This window comes from Asticcacaulis solisilvae (assembly GCF_052327315.1).
GTDB lineage: Bacteria > Pseudomonadota > Alphaproteobacteria > Caulobacterales > Caulobacteraceae > Asticcacaulis > Asticcacaulis solisilvae_B.
Genome location: NZ_CP166196.1, coordinates 2,840,019 through 2,862,719 on the forward strand (window position 1 = coordinate 2,840,019; position 22,701 = coordinate 2,862,719).

General features: G+C 64.9%; 18 protein-coding genes. 12 read left to right on the top strand and 6 right to left on the bottom strand.

Features of this window, described 5'->3' with window-relative positions; genetic code table 11:
- Positions 1-269: 269 nt before the first annotated feature.
- Complete coding sequence (locus AB8717_RS13465) at positions 270-1,010, bottom strand: 16S rRNA (uracil(1498)-N(3))-methyltransferase (RefSeq protein ID WP_443747842.1); 741 nt, start codon at positions 1,008-1,010, stop codon at positions 270-272.
- Between the two features lie 88 nt (positions 1,011-1,098).
- On the opposite strand from AB8717_RS13465, the gene AB8717_RS13470 reads away from it, so the two are divergent.
- Both AB8717_RS13470 and AB8717_RS13475 read left to right on the top strand, forming a co-directional pair.
- Positions 1,099-1,740 (top strand): TMEM175 family protein, encoded by a 642-nt coding sequence (locus AB8717_RS13470; RefSeq protein ID WP_443747843.1) that lies wholly within the window; start codon positions 1,099-1,101, stop codon positions 1,738-1,740.
- 110 nt (positions 1,741-1,850) lie between these two features.
- Positions 1,851-4,565, top strand: coding sequence for a beta-mannosidase (locus AB8717_RS13475; protein ID WP_443747844.1), 2,715 nt, complete (start codon positions 1,851-1,853; stop codon positions 4,563-4,565).
- Here the strand turns inward: AB8717_RS13475 and AB8717_RS13480 are convergent.
- A complete protein-coding gene (locus tag AB8717_RS13480; protein WP_443747845.1) occupies positions 4,558-5,922 on the bottom strand; it encodes a M28 family metallopeptidase in 1,365 nt (454 codons plus the stop codon). The two genes, AB8717_RS13475 and AB8717_RS13480, sit on opposite strands and share 8 nt — an antisense overlap.
- 64 nt (positions 5,923-5,986) lie before the next feature.
- Positions 5,987-7,501, bottom strand: coding sequence for a carboxylesterase/lipase family protein (locus AB8717_RS13485; RefSeq protein ID WP_443747846.1), 1,515 nt, complete (start codon positions 7,499-7,501; stop codon positions 5,987-5,989).
- Between the two features lie 126 nt (positions 7,502-7,627).
- On the opposite strand from AB8717_RS13485, the gene AB8717_RS13490 reads away from it, so the two are divergent.
- Complete coding sequence (locus tag AB8717_RS13490) at positions 7,628-8,269, top strand: hypothetical protein (RefSeq protein ID WP_443747847.1); 642 nt, start codon at positions 7,628-7,630, stop codon at positions 8,267-8,269.
- A gap of 3 nt (positions 8,270-8,272) precedes the next feature.
- Here AB8717_RS13490 and AB8717_RS13495 read toward each other — a convergent pair whose 3' ends face one another.
- Together AB8717_RS13495 and AB8717_RS13500 are read right to left on the bottom strand one after the other, a co-directional pair.
- On the bottom strand, positions 8,273-10,201 hold the full coding sequence (locus tag AB8717_RS13495; protein ID WP_443747848.1) for a M61 family metallopeptidase: 1,929 nt from the start codon (positions 10,199-10,201) through the stop codon (positions 8,273-8,275).
- Positions 10,202-10,322: 121 nt separating this feature from the next.
- Complete coding sequence (locus AB8717_RS13500) at positions 10,323-10,658, bottom strand: hypothetical protein (RefSeq protein WP_443747849.1); 336 nt, start codon at positions 10,656-10,658, stop codon at positions 10,323-10,325.
- A 234-nt stretch (positions 10,659-10,892) separates the two neighbouring features.
- Here AB8717_RS13500 and AB8717_RS13505 point away from each other — a divergent pair, with 234 nt between their 5' ends.
- The 9 genes from AB8717_RS13505 (at position 10,893) to AB8717_RS13545 (ending at position 20,665) form a co-directional block, all read left to right on the top strand.
- Positions 10,893-12,854 carry a sialate O-acetylesterase gene (locus AB8717_RS13505; protein ID WP_443747850.1) on the top strand — a complete coding sequence of 654 codons (1,962 nt, stop codon included), beginning with the start codon at positions 10,893-10,895 and terminating at the stop codon, positions 12,852-12,854.
- A 49-nt stretch (positions 12,855-12,903) separates the two neighbouring features.
- Positions 12,904-13,518, top strand: coding sequence for an HAD family hydrolase (locus AB8717_RS13510; protein WP_443747851.1), 615 nt, complete (start codon positions 12,904-12,906; stop codon positions 13,516-13,518).
- A gap of 99 nt (positions 13,519-13,617) precedes the next feature.
- The gene (locus AB8717_RS13515; RefSeq protein WP_443747852.1) at positions 13,618-14,622 is read left to right on the top strand and encodes a 3-oxoacyl-[acyl-carrier-protein] synthase III C-terminal domain-containing protein; all 1,005 of its coding nucleotides are present in this window, start codon (positions 13,618-13,620) and stop codon (positions 14,620-14,622) included.
- A complete protein-coding gene (locus AB8717_RS13520; RefSeq protein ID WP_443747853.1) occupies positions 14,619-15,590 on the top strand; it encodes an NAD-dependent epimerase/dehydratase family protein in 972 nt (323 codons plus the stop codon). The genes AB8717_RS13515 and AB8717_RS13520 overlap by 4 nt, the downstream gene beginning before the upstream one ends.
- Entirely contained in the window at positions 15,583-16,410 is an 828-nt protein-coding gene (locus tag AB8717_RS13525) for an MBL fold metallo-hydrolase (RefSeq protein WP_443747854.1), read from the top strand. Before AB8717_RS13520 ends, AB8717_RS13525 begins: the two co-directional genes overlap by 8 nt.
- On the top strand, positions 16,407-17,603 hold the full coding sequence (locus AB8717_RS13530; protein WP_443747855.1) for a cell division protein FtsA: 1,197 nt from the start codon (positions 16,407-16,409) through the stop codon (positions 17,601-17,603). Before AB8717_RS13525 ends, AB8717_RS13530 begins: the two co-directional genes overlap by 4 nt.
- Positions 17,600-18,709, top strand: coding sequence for an ATP-grasp domain-containing protein (locus tag AB8717_RS13535; RefSeq protein WP_443747856.1), 1,110 nt, complete (start codon positions 17,600-17,602; stop codon positions 18,707-18,709). Before AB8717_RS13530 ends, AB8717_RS13535 begins: the two co-directional genes overlap by 4 nt.
- Positions 18,699-19,661, top strand: a complete 963-nt coding sequence (locus tag AB8717_RS13540) for a GNAT family N-acetyltransferase (protein ID WP_443747857.1) — start codon at positions 18,699-18,701, stop codon at positions 19,659-19,661. Before AB8717_RS13535 ends, AB8717_RS13540 begins: the two co-directional genes overlap by 11 nt.
- Complete coding sequence (locus AB8717_RS13545) at positions 19,658-20,665, top strand: Rieske 2Fe-2S domain-containing protein (RefSeq protein WP_443747858.1); 1,008 nt, start codon at positions 19,658-19,660, stop codon at positions 20,663-20,665. Before AB8717_RS13540 ends, AB8717_RS13545 begins: the two co-directional genes overlap by 4 nt.
- Before the next feature lies 1 nt (position 20,666).
- Here AB8717_RS13545 and AB8717_RS13550 read toward each other — a convergent pair whose 3' ends face one another.
- Entirely contained in the window at positions 20,667-22,607 is a 1,941-nt protein-coding gene (locus AB8717_RS13550) for a M61 family metallopeptidase (RefSeq protein WP_443747859.1), read from the bottom strand.
- Positions 22,608-22,701: the final 94 nt, after the last annotated feature.

Genomic DNA, 22,701 nt, shown 5'->3' on the forward strand with positions numbered 1-22,701 from the left:
CTGTCTCCGTTCCTGTTACTGTGTAGCCAAGCCGGGCCTATATGGGCCGCCTGCGGCTGACGTACAAGTCAGCTTTGCTAAATTGGCGGACCTTTTGCGCCGGTTGTCCGATTTAAGTGAAGAAAATCCACAGATTACACAGATTTCACAGATTATTCAGCGCCTTGCCGGGTTCCTGAGCGTAGGCAAAGGAAATGCGCTTCGCGCAATCCTTCCCGACTTTGGCGTGGCCCGTAAGCCTCGGAATAATCTGTGTAATCTGTGGTCCCTTACGTCCAGTCGCCAGCCGCGGCCTGGAAAAGCGTCAGGGCGGAAATGGCCGCCGTATCGGCGCGCAGGATACGCGGGCCCAGATTCACCGGATGAACATTCGGCAGGGCCCGCAGGCGTTGGCGCTCGTCATCATCAAACCCGCCTTCCGGGCCGATCAGGATAGCGGCTCGATCGGGATCAGAACCTTCGACGGCCTTCAGCATCGACAGCGTGGCCTTGTCATCCTCATGCGTCGAATCCTCGTCGCCGAAAAACACCGCCGAATAGTCCAGGCCGTCGAGCAGACGGTCGAGCTTCACCGGGGCCAGGATTTCCGGAACGTCCAGCCGCTCGGTCTGCTCGGCGGCCTCGCGCGCGATCAGGGTCAGGCGCTCGACATTGGTGTGGTCGGAATTGGACCGGTGCGTGATCAGCAGTTGGACCTTGCTGGCGCCTAATTCGGTCGCCTTCTCGACGATGGTCGCCAGCCGCGCGCGCTTGATCAGCGCCACCAGCAGGACCGGCCCCTGCCCTTGCGGCTGCGGACGCGTCCGGCGGTCGGCGATCAGGGTCACGCTCTTCTTGCCCACGGCGTCGATGCGCGCCAGCCATTCGCCGTCGCGGCCATTGAACACGAGGATTTCGTCGCCCGGTCCCTTGCGCATCACGGCCCCCAGGTACCGCGACGGATCGGGCGGCAGGACAATGGAAACGCCTTTGGCAAGGTCGGGGCTGTCGGGAAGAAAGAGACGGATCATAAGCCGCGTTTTAGGCCGCGCCCGCGCCCAACTCAAGCTTGACATAAAGACAGCCTGCGACAGATTACAGTCCCGACTGGAGGGGCTGATGAAAACGCACGACACGCCGGAAAAGACCTACGACCTGGAGCGGCTGATCTTCTTTTCCGACGGCGTCTTCGCCATCGCCATCACCATTCTCGTCATCGAACTGCATCCACCCGAAGGCTGGGACGGATCATGGGGCTCGCTACTGCATACGCTGTTTGGGCGGGTAATCTGCTACGTCATCAGCTTCTCGGCCCTGGCCTGCTTCTGGACCGCGCACCGCTTCATCTTCCGCCACGTGCAGAAGTTCAGCGAGCCCGCCTCGCTGCTCAACTTGGCCTTCCTGCTGGCGATTTCGCTGATGCCCTTCGCCAACGCCATGCTGCTCGAGCATGTCACGCAGCCTGTCGCTGTGCAGGCCTATATCGGCCTGATCTCGATCGCCGGCACGATCATGGCGCTGTTGTGGGCCTATCTCGCCCTGATCGCGCGTCACATCGATTCGCGTATCGGCCTGGGCTTCCGCTGGCTGGTCTTCTTCCGTCTGCTGTTGATGCCACCGCTGCTCAGCTTCTCTTCGGTGTGGGTCGGCCAGCACTTCGGCGTCCTGCCGTCCATTATTTTTACGACGGTGATCGCCGCCGTGGCCGGCCGCTTCGGCTTCAAGCCGATGCCATCGGAGCCGAGCGTCAAGGAGCTCTGACGCCCCGCTACGGACGCTTGCAATCGGTTACGAAGCTATTTATTAAAAACGAAATAATAAATACGAGTCGCCCTGATATGGACGGCCGGTAACAGATGGAGAGGACGACCATGGCCCGTTTCGACAAGCGTACCTTGCTCAAGGCATCCGGCGCAGGCCTGGGCCTGGCCCTGACGCTGGCCCCGACCCTTGAGGCACAAGGCAAGACCGCCCGCAAGCCGGCCGCCGGCAACGGTCCCTTCGAACGTCCGCTTACCGCGCCGTGGCAGTTCCGCCAGGCCGACACGAACGACTGGCTGGCAGCCACCGTGCCGGGAACCGTCCATACCGACCTGCTGGCCAATAAAAAGATCGCCGATCCCTTCTACCGCACCAATGAGCGCGACCAGCAATGGATCGACAAGAAGGATTGGGAATACCGCACCACCGTCACGATCGACGCGGCGACTCTGAAGCGCGACCATGTCGAACTGGTCTTTGCCGGCCTCGATACCTATGCCGACGTTTATCTCAACGACGTCAAGGTTTTGTCCGCCGATAACATGTTCCGCGAATGGACCGCCGATATCAAGGCCCATGCCAAGCCGGGCGCCAACGCGCTCCGCGTCTATTTCCATTCGCCGATCGCGCTGGGCCTCAAGGCGCTCGACGCCTTCGGCTTCATTCCGCCGGCCAGCAACGACCAGAGCGAAAACGGCGGACTTGGCGACAAGAAGGTCAGCGTCTTTACGCGCAAGGCCGGTTACCACTACGGCTGGGACTGGGGCCCGCGGTTTGTCACCTCGGGCCTGTGGCGCCCGGTGACGCTGCGCGCGTGGAACGCAGCACGCATCAGCGACCTCAATATCGTTCAGGACAGCGTGTCGAAGGACGTGGCGCACCTGACTGCCGTCTTCGAAATCCAGGCCGATGCGGCAGGCCAGGCAACGATCCACCTGCAAAGCCCGACCGACGCGTCGATCAAGGGCCAGGCGACGGTCGATCTCAAGCCCGGCCTCAACACGGCCAGCGTCAGCGTCACGGTCAACAAACCGAAACTGTGGTGGTCGAACGGCCTCGGCGACGCCTTCCTCTATACGCTGAAGGGCCAACTGGTCACCGCCGGCACCAGCGACAGCCGCACCGTCAGGACCGGCCTGCGCACGCTGAAGATCGTGCAAAAGCCCGACGCTGACGGCAAGAGCTTCTATGTCGAGCTCAACGGCGTTCCCGTCTTCATGAAGGGCGCCAATTACATCCCCAACGACAACTTCCTGACGCGCGTGACACCGGCCGTCTATGACCGCGTCGTTAAATCGGCCGTCGACACGCATATGAACATGCTGCGCGTATGGGGCGGCGGCGTCTACGAAGACGACTACTTCTACGACCAGTGCGACAGAAACGGCATACTGATCTGGCACGACTTCATGTTTGCCTGCTCGATGTATCCCGACGACCAGGCCTTCCTCGACAATGTGCGGGCCGAAGCCGTCTACAACGTCAAGCGCCTGCGCCACCACGCTTCGATCGCCATCTGGATCGGCAATAACGAGATCGATTCCGCCTGGGAAAACGACGTACCGAACGGCGGCTGGGGCTGGAAGCAGAATTACACCGAGGCCCAGCGAGCCCAGCTGTGGCGCGGTTACGAAGCCATCTTCCACAAGATCCTGCCCGAGACGATCGCGCAATACGACCCGCAACGGACCTACCGCCCGTCATCGCCCCTGGCGGATTGGGACGGCACCAACGTCAAGCATGCCGACCTGAATACGCCGACGCAGTCGGGCGATATCCATTACTGGGACGTGTGGTGGGGCCAGAAGCCCTTCGCCGAATACCGCACGCACATCGGCCGTTTCATGAGCGAGTACGGCTTCCAGTCCTTCCCGGAATTCAGGACGGTCAAGGCTTATGCCGAGCCGCAGGACTACGACATCTTTTCCGAGGTCATGAAGGCGCACCAGCGCTCGTCGATCGGCAACGGCACGATCAAGAACTACATGCAGCGCGACTATAAGGTGCCGGCCGACTTCCGCCAGTTCCTCTATGTCGGCCAGGTCCTGCAGGCCGAGGGCATCAAGGTCGCCATGGAGGCGCACCGCGCGCGCATGCCCTATTGCATGGGCTCGCTGTTCTGGCAGATCAACGACTGCTGGCCGGTCGCCTCGTGGTCCAGCATCGACTATTACGGCCGCTGGAAGGCGCAGCAATATTTCGCGGTCAAGGCCTTCGATGCCGTGCTGGTCTCGCCGGTCATCGATGGCGACAAGCTGACCATCACCGCGATCAGCGACCTGCTCGACGACCGCCGCGCCTTGCTGGTGCTGCGCGTCATGGATTTCAACGGCAATATCCGCTCGCTGAACAGCCAGCATATCGACCTTAAGGCCAATAGCAGCGCCGTGGTCTATGGCGGGACCGTAAAGGATATCCTGAACGGCGCGGCGCCGACGGATGTCCTGTTATCGGTCCAGCTTTACGACCTGACGCGCGGCAAGGTGCCGGCCCTGTCGGCCGTGCGCGGAAAGCCCACCATCGGCGGCACGCTGCTCAACAGCAACATCGTCTATTTCGCGCCCATCAAGGACGTGAAGCTGCCGAACCCCGCCCTCAAGACGACGGTCAAGGCGGTCGGCGGCGACATCGCCATCGGCCTGACCTCGGCGACGCTGGTCAAGAATCTTTGTCTCAGCCACGACGCCGAGGGCCGCTTCAGCGACAACTATTTCGACGTCCTGCCGGGTGAGCCGGTCATCGTCCGCTTTACGCCGGCCAAACCCATGACGGTTAAGGCCTTCGAAGCGGGCCTGTCGACGATGCACATGGCCGAAATCACCTGACGGGCTTGCCGCCGGGCTTCCATTGCGGCGTAAAGTCGCTGTCGGCCAGCCATTTGGCCGGGCCGATCAGCGACTGAATGGCCGCCTTCATGAACGGCAGGTTCAGGTGCGCAAGATCGTCAGTCGGACTGTGATAGGTCGGCGTTGTCGCCCAGCCCGATACGGTGTGCGCAACAATGCCCTGTAACGCCAGCTGATAATTGTCCGAGCGCTCGAAGAAGTGCTCGTCCGGATAGGGATCGCCGGTCACCAGGGCGCCGTGCGCCTTCAGCGCCTCGCCGAGGTCCGAGCGCTCGAACCCCGTCATCATCAGCGTATTCTGCGGCAGCTTCGGATCCTGGGCGCCGATCATCTCGAACTCGATATTGGCGACGATATCGGTCAGCGGCACCGGCGGGTGCTTGCCGAAATAGTTCGAGCCGAACTCGCCGATCTCCTCGGAACCGTAAGCGACGAACAGGATCGAACGGCGCGGCGTGTGACCGGTCGCCAGGGCATGGGCGATTTCCAGCACCGCCGTCGTGCCCGACGCGTCGTCATTCGCCCCGTGCATGATGACGCCGTCGGGACGCACGCCCAAATGATCGAGGTGCGCCGTATATAGGATGACCCCGGCCTTGGGGTCGCTGCCCGGCAAGAAGCCGATGGCATTGGTCGTGGTGCTGCGATCCTCAACGACCGGCGGCAGATTAAGCGCGACATTGACGCCCGGCTGCGCCTTCAGCGCATCAAAGACGGCAGCGGACAGCACGACGATATTGATGCGCGGGCGCTCCGGTGCGTCACCGTCGAGATGCGGCGTCATCGAGGTCTTGTTGCCGAAGACGCCCCAGATCTTTTTGGCCTCCTCGCTTTCGCGCACGATCAGCAGCTTGATGTTTTTGCCCGGCGCCGCGCGCATATAGCCGGTCAGCGCCGCCTGGCTCGACGGCGCCAGCAGCACGACATCGGTCGACGGCAGGGTCTTGGGGTCGTCACCGGTAAAGACGGTCAGTGCACCCGCCGTCGCTTGCCCCGACGAGGTCAGCAGCGTCAACCCGTCCGTTGTCGTGGCCGTGCCGGCCGTCAGGTTGACCGGCCCGTCCAGACGCGGCCGCACGATGACGGCGGACTGCAGATAGCCGGTCATGCCCGGCGCGGTCTTCAGCCCGTAGCCCTGGAACTGCGAGGCGACGTAAGACGCGGCAATGGCTTCGTCGCGCGTCGCGCTGCCGCGGCCGTTCAGGGCATCGGACGCCAGGAAGGCTTCATGCGCCGCCACCCATTCCGGCCGGACGATCCACGGGTCTTCCGCATGGGCCGACGCGGCAAACGACAGAGCCATCACAGCAAGGCCGAGCATAGAACGGATTTTCACTGGAGGCGCCCCCGAAATGGTTACACACCATACTTGTTGCCGGAGCGGACGCCGGTGTCAACGGTCAGGGCTGTGCATCGATCAGATGATAATCCGGCAGGGCCGGCGCCGCCTTGACCTCGGCGTCGCTGCCCAGGCGGATCACCGACGCCTTACCGTCGAAAGCCGGCCATGCGGGCACGCCCGTGCCGTTGGGATTGCCGGTTTTGGCGAAGTTTGTCCAGTAGGTGGCCATGCGGTCGGCCAGTTGGCGATCGTCCGCCGTCCACTGCCGCCGATCTTGCGCCAACTGGTCGAAGGCGTACTGGATTTCGGCGCCGTGCCCTGCTCCGCAGCCATAGCCGCACGGCGTAGCCGGTTCGGCCGGCACATGTACGAATTCGTAGACATAGGCGGGACCGCTTTTCGACGCGCGATGAAGCTTCGCCCACTGCCACATCCGCCAGCCCCAGTAGTCGGTCGTCAGGCGGTTGACCTCAGCCTTCGCCTCGGTGTCGCTCTTCGCCGGATAGGCATCGAGCAGACCTGGCAGCGGCGTGTGCCCCAGCAGGGTTTCGACCAGCGCGGGATAGCGCGCCAGGGTAAAATCGCTGGTGCCGAGGATTTCCGGCGCCAGGTCCTTGCCCTCGTCGGCATTCCAGCCGACCAATAGCGGCACACGGGCCGGCAGCCCCTTGCCATAGGCCGCCGTCATGTCGGCCGGGATCAGATAGTTGTCGACCACCGGACGCGGCGACCAGGCCTGCGCGATGACCGTTTCGGTATCGAGCTTGCGCAGGTCGGCCAGATGCGGCGCGCCCAGCGCCTTGCCCGCCGCCAGTCCGTCGGCTTCGGCCTTCGCCCTGTCGAACCAATGGTATTCGCGGGCGTCGATCGGCATGGCCATGTTGCCGCTTTCGGCGATGGCGCGCTGGAAAAGGCCGCGGGCCAGCGGCGATGTCGTCAATACGGCGACCGATTCCCCACCGGCGGATTCGCCGAAAATGGTGACGCGGGAGGGATCGCCGCCAAAGGCCGCGATATTCTTCTTCACCCATTTCAACGCCGAGACCTGGTCAAGCAGGCCCTGGTTGCCGTCCACCTTGCCTTCGGCGGCCAGCTCGGGATGCGAGAAGAACCCGAAGATGCCGAGGCGGTAATTGATCGTCACGACGATGACGCCCCGGCGCGTCAGGCTTGCGCCATCATAACCGGCTTGCGAGCCCGTGCCGCCGTAATAGCCGCCGCCATGGATCCACACCATGACCGGCAGCCTTTGGCCCTTCGCCGCTTTCGGCGCCCATATGTTGAGATAGAGGCAGTCTTCGCTCTGCGGCTTGGGGATCCAGGTCGCCGTCTGGCGGCAGGCAGGCGAGAACGCTGTCGTGTCCTTCACACCCGCCCAGGCGACGACGGGCTGCGGCGCGCGCCAGCGGTTCTGCCCCACCGGCGGCGCGGCATAGGGCACGCCGAACCAGGTCTTCACCCCGTCCTTTTCGGCGCCGTTGATCAGGCCGCCTTCAACGCGGATCGGTGCGGCGGTAGCCGACGCAGCGGCCAGGGCCAGCGTCGCCAGCAGAGGCATGATGATCTTTTTCATAACGTCCTTCCCCTTCGTTTTCACGGTTGAAGCATTCTTCATGCGCGAAAGGAAGCGCCAAATGCCGCACACTTGACAGGCTGCCCAAACGTGTCAGCCTGATTGGAAATATCGAGGGGGAAGATTATGAAGCGCGCGATTATACACGGCCTGACATCCCTGGCCTTGCTGGCGATGGCTGCGGCGTTCGGCTATTTTTTCTACGTGGAGGTAACCTCCCCGCCGTGGAAGGATCTGGGACTGCCGGCAAGCGTCGTTGCCCTTATCGTCGGCGGCCTCGTCTATCATTTTGCATTCAAAGATTACTATAATCGCGGCGCGACGGACGTTCAGTTCCAGGTGCGCCCGCCGAAACCGGCAGCCCCCTCGACGCCGGCCGTATTTATGGTCGGCGCCACGATATTCATGGTTCTCTTCGGCCTCTACTGGCGCCACACCTTCCATCCGTTGGAAAGGACACTGCTTGTCGACACCTGGTGGCCGGTCGTCCTGCCGGTGGCGACTGGATTGACGGCCACTGCTTGGCTAACAGACACGCTCTTCCTGAAGATCATCAATGGCGCGCACAGCGGCCGGTCACCGGCCGCCCTGCGTTCTGCCCTTGTCGCCAAACGCCTCGCAGTCGCCGCTTTGGCCTTTGCGACCGTCTACGGGCTTGGCATATGGCACCTGGCCGACGCGCAGGACGCCTATAGGTCGCCGCTGGCACAGGCGTGGCTGGCCAGCGCGCCGGCGCTGATGGCCAGCCTGGTCGTTATCCGGCGCTAATCTCTATTTCTTCTCCGCCAGGATATCCGCCCACAGGTCGGGCGTGCCGTCGATGCGCACCAGGTTGGGATAGCGCAGCCCGCCGTGGTAATCGAAGCTGACCGTGCGGAAATGGCCGTCCTTCTTGACCAGCAGTTCGATCGGCGCCTTTGTGCCCTTGGCCGCCTTGATCGCGTCCTTGAGGCTGTCGGCATCGTATTCGTCGCCGTTGACCGCCACGATCGTCGTACCGATGGTCAGGCCGGCCTTGAAGGCCAGGCTGTCCCACAGGACGTTGCGCAGATTGCCGTCCTTGCCGACGGCAAAGCCCAGCGAATAGCTGAAGTCGGTGAATTTCCGCAGGGTTTCGCGGCCTTTGAAATAGTCGTTCGGCGTATCGGTATAGACCAGCTTGTAGCCGGCGCGGGTGATGCCGTCGAAAGGCGGCTTCTGCCCATGGTCCTTCAGGCGCGTTTCCAGGAAGGTTTTCCAGTCGTAGGGATAGATGGCGTTCAGCGTCCTGACGACATCGTCGAACGTATAGGTGACCGTACCCCAATCGCCATTCTTCACGCCGAAGAAGGCCTTGGCGAAATCGTCGAGCGACTTGCTTCCGCCTGTCTTCTGGCGGATCAGCGTATCGGCGTCGAGCCAGATGAAGGCGCCCTGGTCGTAATATTCCTCGGACGCCTGCCAGTTCGGCCACGACTGCGCCGCGCGCTGGGCGATGATCGGATCGTTGGTCGTGTCCTGAAGGTCGCGCCACTGGCGCGCCGCCAGGTTGTCGTAATAGCCGGCCAGCACGGCCAGGCGGCCGAGATACTGGTCCTTGTCGAACAGGCCGGAGCGCGCCGCCAGCACATTGCCCCAGTATTCGGTCTGGCCTTCGTAGACCCACAGCAGCGAGTCGCGCATGGGCATCTGGTAATCCGGCGTCCACAGGTCGTAGGGCCGGCGGAACTTGCCGTTCCACGAATGGGTGAACTCATGCGCCAGCAGGTCGCGGCCGACAAAGGCCGTCTTCCATTCGGTGAAATAGTTGGTCTCGACGCTGTTTTCCGAGCTGCGGTGGTGCTCAAGCCCGATGCCGCCGAGAGAGTCGGTCGCCGCCACCAGGAAGTCGTAGTGGTCGTAGTGGTGCGCGCCATAAAGCTTGTAGGCCTGCTGCACCAGCTTGCGGTGGATGGCCACGACGTCTTCCGGCACCTCCAGGCTCGACGCCTTGTCGGCGACGATATCGAGATGCACCGGCACCGCCGCGCCCGGATCGAGGTCGATGCGCTTGAAATTCCTGCCGGCGAACAAAGGCGAATCGATCAGGGTCTCGAAGCTGACCTGTTTGAAGCTGACCACGTTGTCGGCCGAGGTCGCCGCGACATCCAGGCCCGAACCCTGGCTCCAGCCCGCCGGAAGCCTGACGCTGGCCGTCACCGGAATGCGGCTGACATAATAGCCGGCCGGATAGAGCGTGGCGAACGTCCATTGCAGGTTCAGCATGTCGGGCGTCACCACGACGCGACCAACATCGCCGGTCACCGGCGCCAGGTACTGGAAGTCGGCGGTGATCTCGGTGACGCCGGCGGGAACCGTCAAATGGAAGGCATTGACCTCGACCGTGTCGCGCGTCCAGGCAATGGGGCTGCCATTGCCGGCGAAGGTGAAACCGGCCATCTTGACGACCTCGCCGTCCGGCTCATGGTCGCCCGGCAGCCATTTCGGCGCCAGCAGGACCAGTTCGCCCGGTTTTACCGGGATGGTTTCGTGGATGCGGAAGATGCGGCGCTGGATGTCGGTGGCGTCGACCGCGACCGTCATGACGCCGGGATAGTCGATGTCGCGGGCCGCAGGAACGGCCGGCGGCATGGGGGCCGGCTTCGGGGCGTCCTGGGCCACGGCCTGGACGGCCACCAGCGCAAAAAGGGACGAGGTCAGGACAAGCGCGCGCTTCAGCATGCCGGATGGCTCCGATGAAATAACGTTACATCGTTAACCAACATCACAATTGGCGTTTTGTAAACGGCAAAGCCCGCGAACAGTGTTCGCGGGCCTTCCGATCGGTCTCGCAGCCGGAAACCTAGCGGCCGATTTGGCGGCTGACCCGGTTTTCCTGATGGTTCAGGCGATGCTGTTCGGCGCGCGTCAGGTGGCCGTGATGCCTGGCGGCATCGAAGCGTTCCTCGGCGCGGATGCCGTGCTCTTCCGCGCGGATTTCATGCGCCTGGCGGCGGGTCAGTTCGCCTTCGCGGCGTTGCTCGGCGATGCGGTGATGCTGGTACGCAAGGCGCGCATTGACCTCGACGCGGCGCGGATGTTCGCCTTGCCAGTGCGTCATGGCGGAGGCCGAACCGGCGACAGCGGCCGACGTCAGGGCGGCGGCCAGGGACAGGGTGATCAGGATTTGCTTTTTCATGGCTTGGACCTTTCGAAATCCGCTTCTCATGCGGTGAATGGACCTTAGGACTCAGCACCTGAACGAAACCGGAGGCCTTATATTATTTTGGGTTCATTCGGCCGCCGCCTTCGTGTCCGTAACATTTCAGGCACGACACAATACGATGCTTGGCAAATCGCCGCGGCTGAGGCACCTATTTAATCTGACATAAATAGATAATCCGGCAAACCGGATGCCAAAAGGGAGACCGCCATGACCAAACGCCACCTCTGCGCCGCCATTTCCGTTCTCGCGCTCGCCGCCGCCGGCGCCCATGCTGAGGATTCAGCCCCCAAATTTGCGCGCATCTTCGGCGACCACGCCGTCCTGCAGCGCGGGATGCCGGCCAATGTCTGGGGCACGGCCGCGCCGTCGCAGGCCGTGACGGTCTCGCTCAACGGCCAGTCGGTCACCGCGACCGCCGACGCCAAGGGCAAGTGGCGCGCCGCCCTGCCCGCCCTCAAGCCCGGCGGCCCCTACACCCTGACCGCGACAGCAGGCAATGCGACGACGACGCTCAATGACGTCATGGTCGGCGACGTCTACCTGTGCAGCGGCCAGTCGAACATGCAGTTCCCGGCCCGCCTCTCCACCGGAGCCTGGGGCGAAATCGGCGGCTCCGCCAACAGCAATATCCGTTTCATCAAGATCGAGAACGACAGCGAACCGGCGCCGCTCGACGACCTGAAGACAGCCGCCGCCTGGAAGGTGGCCGGCCCCGACACCACCGGCGATATCTCGGCCGTCTGCTACTACATGTCGAAGACGCTGCAGAAAGAGCAGAACGTCCCCGTAGGATTCATCGACAGCGACTGGGGCGGCACGACCATCCAGGGCTGGATCAGCGCGGGGGCCCTGCGCACCCTTCCCACCTATACCAAGGGCGTCGACATGGTCACGGCCTATGGGGCGTCACCCGAAAAGGCGATGGCGCAACAAGGCGAAGCCGAGGAAGCCTGGTGGGACGCCCACGACGCCACCATGAAGGCGCAGCGCGCCTATATCTCCCCCAAGTTCAATGACACCGCCTGGCCGGGCCTGACCCCAGCCTCGTCGTGGAAAGACACCGGCATTGCCGACTTCAAGGACTTCGACGGCGTCGCCTGGTTCCGCACGACGGTGACGCTCACCGACGCCCAGGCGAAGACCGCCAATGAGTTGACGCTCGGGGCGATCGACACCTACGACACCACCTGGGTCAACGGCGTGCGCGTCGGCGGCGGCGCCATGTCGTGGCTGTGGCGCGACTACAAGGTGCCGGCCGGCGCCTTCAAGCCCGGCGCCAACGTCATTGTCGTGCGCGTCCTGTCGGGCGGCGGCGGCAATGGCGGCCTAACCGGCCAGGTGCAGAACCGCGCCGTAAAGACGAGCGACGGCCAGTACATTCCGCTCAACGCACCGTGGAAGTACAAGGTCACCACCCGCCTGAAGGGCCTGTCGATCCCGCCGGCGCCGTGGGATATCCCGACCAGCTTCACCACCCTCTACAACGGCATGATCGCGCCCCTGGCCGGCTATTCGGTCAAGCTGGCCGCCTGGTACCAGGGCGAGGCCAATACCGGCGCCGGCAAGGAATACCAGACCCTGCTGCCGCTGATGATGAACGACTGGCGCAAGGCCTGGGGCCAGCCCGACATGCCGTTCCTGGTGGCGCAGCTGTCGTCCTACGGCTCGGTGTCGACGCAACCCGGCCCATCCGGCTGGGCGGAACTGCGCGAAGCCCAGGCCCTGGCCGTCAAGGGCGATCCGCACGCCGCGCTGGCCGTCACCATCGATGTCGGCGACCGCAGCGACATCCACCCGACGCAGAAGAATATCGTGGCCCAGCGCCTGGCGCGCGGCGCGCGCGCCGTCGCCTATGGCGAGGCCGTGACGCCGGGCGGGCCGGAGGCCACGGGCGTGACCCGTTCCGGCAGCGACCTGGTCGTCAGCTTCAAGGACACCAATGGCGGCCTGCGCAGCTACAGCTCCGATACCGCCATCGGCTTCGAGGTCTGTGCCGGCGACGCGTGCAAGTTCGCGGTGGCCTGGCCGTCAGGCGATACGGTCGTGCTGAAGGGCGCCAATGCGCCCGAGGTCACGAGCGTGCGCTATGCCTGGTCGGACGCGCCCTATGTCAACCTCTACAGCGCCGACGACCTGCCGGCGGTGCCGTTCCGTCTCGACGTAAAATAACAGCCGCATCACCTTGACGGTGGGGAGCGGGCGGTCCATTGCCACGGCCATGGATACCCCTCCCCTTATCGACATCGCGCCCGATGCCGAAGCCCTGGTCTTCGACTGCGACGGGACGCTGGCCGACACCTTCGCCGCCCATTTCCGCTGTTTTCGCGATGTCATGCGCGCCTTCGATTACGAATTCGAAGCCGAATTCTATGCCGCGCGGCTGGGCCTGTCGCGGACGCTCCTGCTGAAATCCATCCAGGAAACGCATGGCGTCACGCTGGACGACGCCGAAATCGCCCGCCTGACCATCGAAGCCTTCCCCGGCTATGTCAGCGCCGTTACGCCTATCGCCCTCACCTGTGATCTCGCGCGCCGGCACCATGGCAGGCTGAAGATGGCCGTGGCCTCGGCCGGCACGGGCAGGATCGTCCGCGCCATCCTCGACTCCATCGGCGTGTTGCCCCTGTTCGACGCCGTCGTCACCATCGAGGACGTGAACCGCGGCAAGCCGCATCCGGATATATACCTGGCCGCCGCCGACCGGCTGAAGGTCGCCCCTGCCCGCGCCCATGCTTTCGAGGACAGCGACGAAGGCGTGGAAGCGGCCCGGTCAGCGGGTATGCCTGTAACGGATATCCGCCCCTATTACCGCACCGATCCCACCCTCTGGTAGACCACGCAATATTTTTGAACATTGTTCAAAAAATTGTAGCCAGACCATTTCGGCGCTGTTATAGTCGCTTCAGGAAACGCTTTTACCCCCTGGCGCCCTATGACCTATCCCATTGCAGTCGCTATCCGGGGCTGCGGCCACTACCGTCCGGCCCTTATCCAGCCCTCGTCGGCGCTCGACGCCGTCTATGGACAACCGGACGGATGGACCGAAACCCAGTTCGCCATTTCCTCGCGCCGCATCGCCGACCGTGGCGAAACCACCTCCTTCATGGCGGCGCGGGCCTGTGAGGAAGCCCTCAACGAAGCCGGCTGGGCGGCCGATGAGGTCGACGTGCTGGTCGGCGCCTGCGGCGTGATGGAACAGCCCATTCCCGGCACTTCGGTGCTGATCCAGCACGAGCTGGGCCTGACGAAGTCGGGCATTCCCTGTTTCGACGTCAACATGACCTGCCTGTCGTTCCTGAACGCGCTCGACCTGGTCAGCATGGCGATGAAGGCCGGCCGCTTCCGCCGGGCGCTGATCGCGTCGAGCGATATCGCCTCGGCCGGACTCGACTACGGTCACCCCAAGGCGTCGGCCATCTTCGGCGACGGCGCCGCCGCGGTGTGCCTGGAGGCGCACGACGACGCGGACGGCCCGGCGGTGCTGTCGACCGTCTTCCAGACCTTCAGCGCGGGCAAGGACACGGCGCACCTGCGGTCGGGCGGCACCAGGATCCGCGTCGAGGACGGCTTCGACGCCATCGCCGACGGCGCCAAGTTCCACATGGACCCATTCGCCATCTTCAAGGCCGCCGGACGCCACCTGCCGGGCGTGATCGATCGCGCCCTGGCCCAGGCCGGCATCGTGCGCGACCAGGTCGACGCCTTTATCTGCCACCAGGCCAGCGCGCCCGGCCTCGAATATATGCGCCATCTGGTGGGCGAGCGGCCCGACCGCGTCGTCGATATCTTCGCCGATCACGGCAACCAGATCGCGGCCTCGCTGCCCAACGCGCTCTACGCCGCCCGCAAGGATGGCATGCTGGGCGAAGGCCGCCACGCCATGCTGCTCGGAACGTCCGCCGGAATCAGCCTCGGCGCCATGGTAATCCGCACATGAGACGCGTCCTGGTGACGGGAGCCACGGGCGGACTGGGACTGGCGACCGTCGCGGCCTTCCGGGCGCAGGGCTACGCCGTCCGCGCTACGGGCCGCAATCCGGCGGCGGTAGGCCGGCTGGCCGCCATGGGCGCAGAGTTCGCGCCGGCCGAGTTGACCGATCTTTCCGGCTTGCCCGCCCTGTGCCAGGGCATGGACAGCGTCGTCCACGCCGCTGCCCTGTCGAGCCCGTGGGGCACGAAGGCGGACTTCCACCGCATCAATGTCGAGGCGACCCTGGCTTTGCATGAGGCCGCCCAGGCGCAGGGCGCGCGCTTCGTCTTCGTGTCGTCGCCGTCGGTCTATGCCCAGGCCAGGGACCAGATCGGGCTGACCGAGGACAGCCCCCTGCCCCGTCGTTTTCTCAATGCTTACGCCGCCAGCAAGGCCGAGGCCGAGGGCCGGGTGATGGCGAAAGGCGGCGTCGCCATCCGTCCGCGCGCCATTGTCGGTCCGGACGACACCGTCTTGCTGCCGCGGTTCTTGCGCCTGATCGACAAGGGCCGCTTTCCCTTGATCCGCGACGGCCGGGCCCTGGTCGAACTGACCGACGCGCGCGATGTCGCCCATGCATTGCTGCTGGCCGAACAGAAGGCCCCGGAGTTGGCCGGCCAGGTGTTCAACATATCGGGAGGCCGCGCCCTGCCCCTGCGCGATACCGTGTCGGCCATCGCCGGGGCCATGAACAGGCCGGTGCAGTTCCGCAGCCTGCCCTTTACTCCGGTGCGCGCCCTGACCACCCTGGCTGAAGGCATCGCCGCCGCCCTGCCCGGCCGGCCCGAGCCGCCGCTGACCGTCTACGGCCTCTGCGCCATGGCGTTTTCGCAGACCTTTGACCTGACAAGGGCGCGCACCAGCCTGGGCTATGCCCCGCGCCACGATGCGCTCGAAACCGCAATGTCGGTGGCCAGGAGCGCCATCAATGATTGATAGCTGGCAAATCCTGCGCGTCGGCGCCTGCCGCCACCCGGAAGCCATGACGCTGAAGGGCGGGCACTGGTGCCCAGTATCCTTCCCGGCCCTGGTCGGATTGATCCGGCACCGGACGTTCGGCCCCATCCTGTTCGACACCGGCTATGACGATCGCTTCTTCGCCGCTACCGAACCGTTGCCCGAACGTCTCTACCGTCTGGCAACGCCCGTTCAGTTCGACAGCGCCGACAGCCTGCCGGTGCAACTCGCACGCCTCGGTCTGACACCCGACGACATCGCCGGCGTCTTCGTGTCGCACTTCCATGGCGACCATGTGGCCGGGCTGTCGAACTTTCCGAAGGCGCGTATTGTCTGCGCCGGCGAAGGCTTGAAACGGATCCGCGCCGGCAGCCGTTTCGGCCGCGTGCGCAAGGGCCTGCTGAGCGCATTGCTGCCCGGCGATATCGACGGCCGCGCCGCTTTTTTCGAGGCCATGCCGCGGGTGCGCCTTAACAATGACATGGGGCCCTTTACCCATGGGGCCGACGTGCTGGGCGACGGATCGCTGATCGCCGTCGAACTGCCCGGCCATTGCCCGGGGCACTGGGGGTTGCTGATCCGGCCGGAAGGCGGCAAGCCTGTCTTCTTTATCGGCGACGCCGCCTGGTCGATCGCCGCCGTGGCCGACAATCGCCCACCGCCCGCCATTACCACCGCACTTCTGGGCGAAACCGCCACCTACCGCAGGACCCTGTCCGCGCTCAACACCGTGTCGCAAACCGGCGCGGTCGAACTGATCCCGTCGCATTGCGAAGTCACGGCAGCAAAATGGCTGTGACATCCGTTCTTTCGGCCTATGCCACGGCCCGAAGCAGCCGGTCATGGCCGCGCGACCGCATCGAACGCCATCAACAGACCCTGTGGCGCCAAATGCCGCTGGACGACTATCCCGCTCTGAAGGCCTTTGCGGGACAGAAGCTGTCCGACCTGCCGATCGTCGACGTGGCGGACTACCGCGCGCGATTTGCCGCGTTCAACCGCCATGGCCTCACCCAAGCAGCCGCGACAGCCGCCGCCCAGGCTGCGGAAGCCGGGCATCCCGGCGAGTTGCCCGATGGTCTGCGCGCCGGCTTTTCCACGGGAACCTCGGGGACGCAGCGCGGTGTCTTCGTGACCTCGCCGCAGGAACGGAGCACCTATATGGGCAGCCTGCTGGGCAAGCTGATGTCGCCCGCCGACCTTCTGACGACGCAACGCGTGGCGCTATGCCTGCGCGCCGGAAACGATCTCTATCGTCCGGCCATCGGCCCGCGCGTCGGCTTCTTTCCTTTGACGCCCGACCATGGCCCGCTGGTCGAAGCCATCGCCGATTTCAAGCCGCAGGTGCTGATCGCGCCGCCGCAAGTGCTGCTCAGCCTGGCCGAGGCCGGAAAGCCGGCTGGCTGCCGGCGCATCTTCTACGGCGCCGAGGCTCTGAACGACACCGAGCGCGCCTTCATAACCGAACGGCTGGGCGCACGGCCCGATCCGATCTACCAGGCGACCGAAGGCTTCCTGGGCGCACCCTGCCGGCTGGGCACGCTGCACCTCAACGAAGACAGCCTGATCATCGAGCGTGACGACCTGGGCGGCGGCACGTTCCGCCCGATCGTTACCGATCTTAAGCGCCGGACGCAGGCCGTGGTGCGCCTGCGTCTCGATGATGTGCTGTGGGAGATGCGGTGCGCCTGCGGTTCCAGACACGCGGCCGTCAAACCTGTGTGCGGGCGCGTTCAGGACGCCTGGACCGTCGATGGCCGCACGACCGTCTGGCCCGACGGGATCGAGAACGAGGTCGCGCCGCATATCGCCCCGTCCCGGCGCTGGATCGCCACGCAATATCATGACCGGGTGACCGTCGCCTGCCCCGACGCGGGCGACGCCGCCACCATCCACGAGCGCCTGAACTATTTCGGCGTACGGACTGTCGAAGTGCCCTACGATCCGGCGCTGGACTTTCCCAAGCGCCGCCATGTCCGGCGCGTGTCATGAGCCGCATCGTGATCACCGGCGCCCGCGCGCCTGTCACGCGCGACGTGGCCCACGCGCTGGCGGACGCCGGGCACAAGGTCCACCTGGCCGACGTCTTCCGCACGCGTACCGCCGGACGCTTTTCCTGGCACGCCTACGCAGCCCCGGTTCAGGAACCGGCCAGGTTCGCCAGCGATGTCGCCGGATTGAACGCCAGCCTGCAACCCGACCTCATCATTCCCCTGTGCGAGGAGGTCTTCCATCTGGCAAGCCTGCCCGGCCTGCCCCTGTTCGCGCCGGATATCAAAACCTTGCTGCGGCTCCATTCCAAAATGGACTTCATCCAGTGGGCGCAAAGCCTCGGGCTCGATGCACCGCACACCCGCCCAGCCGGCCCCGGGGGCGCGGATAACGCGGCAAGCTCGGTCTTCAAGCCCGAATTCTCGCGCTTCGGCGCGCATTGCCTCATTCGGCCCACGCCGGAAGCCGTGAGAAAGCTCGTCCACGCCCCATCCAATCCGTGGCTGCGGCAGGATTTTATCGCGGGCGACGACCTGTGCTTCCACGCCATCGCCCGTCAGGGCCGGGTGCGCGCCTTTGCCGCCTATCGCTCGGACTGGCGCACATCCGGCGGCGCCAGCTACTATTTCGAGCCCCTGCCAGATCCCCTGTCGCAGCGCCTGCTTGCCATCGCCGAAACCCTGGCCGAAGCCGGGCGTATCACCGGCCAGATCGCCTGCGATGTCCGCCACGACGCCGATGACAGGCTATGGCTGATCGAATGCAATCCGCGCGGCACCAGCGGCCTGCACCTGCTGGCGCACAACCCGGCAGCGCTGGCGAAAGCCTTCCTGAGCGACGGCGACACCGTTCTGACCGGCGTCGATCGGCCCGTTTGCCTCGGCCCCGCCATGCGGCTGTTCGGCTGGCCCAAGGCGCTGGGCAGTGGGCGAATACCTCAGTGGCAACGCGATTTTGGCCGCGCTCGCGACGCTCTGTCGGGCTGTGCCTGGGGCGCGACGATGGACAGCCTGCTCCATGGACTGCGCGCCGCCGCCAGGGGGAAGACCCTGCCGCAAGTCCTGACTGAGGACATAGAATATAACGGGCACGCGCATGTTGGCTAATGCTGACGTCACCTTTCCGATCCCGGGACTTGCGGCTCCGTCGCGCGCCCACAACGAATGCTGGGTCACGTCGCTGACGACCCTGCTGGGGCCGGTGGCGCGTGAGGAAATCCGGCGTGAGATGACAGGACCGGCCGCCGTCGCCGCGCGGATCCTCAGCCATGCCGTCGAAGGATTTGCCCGCCTGACCGGGCTCGACGACGCCGTCTATGCCGGGCACGACCTGCTGACCACCAGCCTCCATGACGATGTCGCCGCGCGACTGGCCGGGCCGCCGCCCGACGGCAAGGCCCTGATCGTGCGATCGCTGACGCGGCATCGCCACGCGGACATCCTGTCAGGCACGCTCTGGCCGGTCCGCGTCGTGTGGATCATCGACGATCCGGCGCGCGACTGGCTTCCGCGCCGCGACGTGCGCCGCGACCGGCAACGGCTGGCCGCCAGCGGTCTCACACGCGGGCACTATACCACCCTGACCGCGCCTCAGCTCGATCGCGTCATGACGCTCTACCGCCGGCTCTACATAACGCGCTACAGCCGCCATAACCCCGACTATCGGCCCGGCTATGTCCGGACCCTGCTGGCCGACGGCCGGCTCGAAATCCTGACGCTGGAACGGGCCGGCGAAATCGTTGCCTTCTGCGCCATCCACTGCAAGGCCAGCACACTCAGCATTCCCATGCTCGGTTATGACGACGCCCAGCCGGACGCAGATGCGCTTTATCGCATGATCATGGTGCCGCCGATCGACGCCGCCCTCGCCCGGGGTCTGAACGTCAATCTCTCGGCTGGCGCCGCGCGCTTCAAGCGCAACCGCGGCGCCAAACCCCACGTCGAATACCTGCTGATCCGCGATGAGCACCTGCCCGCCTGGCGCCGCTTCGGCTACCGCGCCACGGGCTGGCTTCTCCGCCTGCTGGAACCCAAATTGATAAAGGTCGCAACGCAATGACCCTGCCCGCCGGGATCGAGACGACATGGCTGCCGGTGGCGCTCAGCCGCCAGGTTCAGATGAAGCCGCTGAAACGCCGCGTCGCCGGCGAAGCCATCGTGCTGTGGCGGTCGAAGGACGGCATCCGCGCCCTTCGCGACCGCTGCCCGCACCGCAACTATCCCCTGTCGGCCGGCCGAGTCGAGAATGGCAAGCTGACCTGCCCTTATCACGGCTGGCGGTTCGATGGCGACGGCCGCTGCGTCGAAGTGCCGGGCTGTACACTGGACACCCATTCACGGCTCAAGGCCGAAACCATCGCCGTAGCCGAGCTTGACGGCGCGGTCTTTGTCCGCCTGCAGGGCGGCGCGGACGATGGCTGGATCGGCACCCTGCCGCCCATGCCGGACACCCCGGACTTCGATCATTTCTGGTGGGCAATGCGGCCCGAGACGGCACGCGTTTTCGACGCGCTCGACAATGTGCTCGATCCCTTCCACACCAACTTCATCCACGACGGCATCATCCGCGTGAAGCATCGCCGCCAGAGGGTCGAACAGACCATCCGCACGCATGAGCGCAGTTTCGAGGTCACCTACGTCCAGGACACCGACCACGGCTGGATGTCGCGCGCGCTGGAAGGCCCGCGCGCGCAAAGCCGCGGCCACTACTATCCGCCGGTCGCGTTTCAGGGCCGCTGGGAAGGACCGAAGGCGCTGACCCTGTGCGTCACCATCTGGTTCGTGCCCGAGGACGAGCACGCCATCCGGCCCGTCGCGCGCTTTTCAACACCGAAATCGAAGGGGCCGGCCTGGCTGAAGGAGGCGATGATCCGGCTTTTCCTGTTCCAGGTCATAGGCCAGGACGCCGACGCGCTGAAAAGGCTGCACGACAATATCGCGGCCTTCGGCGGGCCGCGCTTTTCCGCCGGCCCGGGCGACCGCCTTGGCGACAAGCTGATGACGCTCTACCAGGGCGGCCGGCTGGTTCCGGGCGAATTCGGCCCGTTCACCATGGACCTCTAACCTATTTTTTCTCAGCGAGAATGTCATCGAGCAGGGCCGGCGTGCCGTCGATCCGCTCCAGGCGCGGATAGCGCAGGCCGTCGTGATAGTCGATCTTGATCGTCTTGACGTAGTCGTCGACCTTGACCACCAGCTCGATCGGATCCTTGCTCGTCTTGGCGTCGGCAATGGCCGCCTTAAGCGTGTCGGCATCGGCGGTACGGCCATTGACGGCGATCAGCGTGCCGCCCGGCGCCATGCCCGCCTTGAAGGCCGGGCTATCCCACAGGACGCTTGAGATCGTCATGTCCTTGGCGACCGAAATCCCGATCGAATAGGCAAAGCTGTTGGCCTTGCGGCGGGCTTCCAGCGCCTTGTAGAAGTCGGTCGGCGTATCGGTATAGGCCAGCCGGTACCCCCCGCGCCTGAAGCCGTCCAGCGGCGCGCCATGCGTATCGTCCGGCCCATGGCCTTCCAGCCGCGTATGCAGGAAGCTGGCCCAGTCGTAGGGATAGACGCTGTTCAGCGTCTTCACGACCTCGTCGAAATTGTAGGTCGTGACGCCCCAGTCGCCGTTCCGGATGCCGAAGAAGGCCTGGGCGAAATCGTCGAGCGATTTCTTGCCGCCGGTCTTTTCACGGATCAGCGTATCGGCGTCGAGCCAGATCAGCAGGCCTTCGTTGTAATAGTCTTCCGAACGCTGGTTGGTCGGCCACGGCAGGGTGGCGCGCTGCGCGATGATCGGGTCGTTGGTGGTATCCTGCAACGGCCGCCACTTGCGCGCCGGCAGGTTGTCGTAGGACGCCGCGATGATCGCCAGGTATTGCAGCGCCTGGTCCTTGGAATAGAGCCCCGAACGCGCCGCCAGCACATTGCCCCAGTACTGGGTCTGGCCTTCGTAGACCCACAGGAGCGAGTCGCGCATCGGCACCTGGAAGTTCGGCGTCCACAGGTCCCAGCCGCGGCGGAACTTGCCGTTCCACGAGTGCGTCATCTCGTGTGCAAGCAGGTCGCGGCCGACATAGGCCGTCTTCCAGTCGGTGAAATAGTTGGTCTGGATGCCGTCTTCCGACGAGCGGTGGTGCTCGAGCCCGATGCCGCCCAGCTTGTCCGACGCCGAAACCAGGAAGTCGTAGTGGTCGTAGTGGTGCGCGCCGTAGAGCTTGTAGGCCTGCTGGATCAGCTTGCGGTGGACGGCCAGCGCCTCGTCGCTGGCCACGATCTGGTCGGGCTTGTCGCCCATGACGTTGAGGCGCACCGGCGCCGGCCCGCCCGGGTCGAGGTCATAGGTCTTGAAATACTTGCCGATATAGACGGGCGAATCGACCAGGGTGTCGTAATCGGTGGTCTTGAAGGTGACCGTACCGTCGCCCCTGGTGGCCGTGTCGAGGGCCGAGGCATAACCCCAGCCCGCCGGGAACCTGATGGTGGCGTTGACCGGGATGCGGCTGGCGTAATAGCCCGCCGGGTACATGGACGCGAAGTTCCATTGCAGGTCGATCATTTCCTGCGTCATGACCACACGCGCCACGGCCGAGGTCGCCGGCGCCAGATAGGTAAAGTCGACGGTGATCGATTTGGCGCCCTGCGGCACATCGACGTGCCAGGCATACATGTCGACCGGATCGCGCATCCATTCCAGGCGCGTGGTCCCGGCCTGGACATAGAGGTCCGCGATACGCTGCAGCTCGGTGCCGGGCGAATGGTGCCCGGGCAGCCACTTCGGCAACATGAAGACGAAGTCGCCGGCCCTGTCGACCGGGATGACCTCATGAACCTTGAACAGGCGGTGATCCAGGTCGGTCATGTCGACCGTGACGTTCAGCGGCGCGACGTAAGGCACGTCCTTCGGCCCGGCGATAGCGGGTGAAGGCGGCGCCATCACCTGCGCCATGGCATGGGACGAAACCAGTCCGGCCATAAGGGCCAGGGTGCTGACGAAAGCCGTGAACTGCCGGGACATGTACGCTCCTGAAACCGTTAAGGGCGGCAGCCAAGCGCAGATCGTTGCAGATGTAAAGATGACGGCGATCACATTACATATCGGTAACATAACG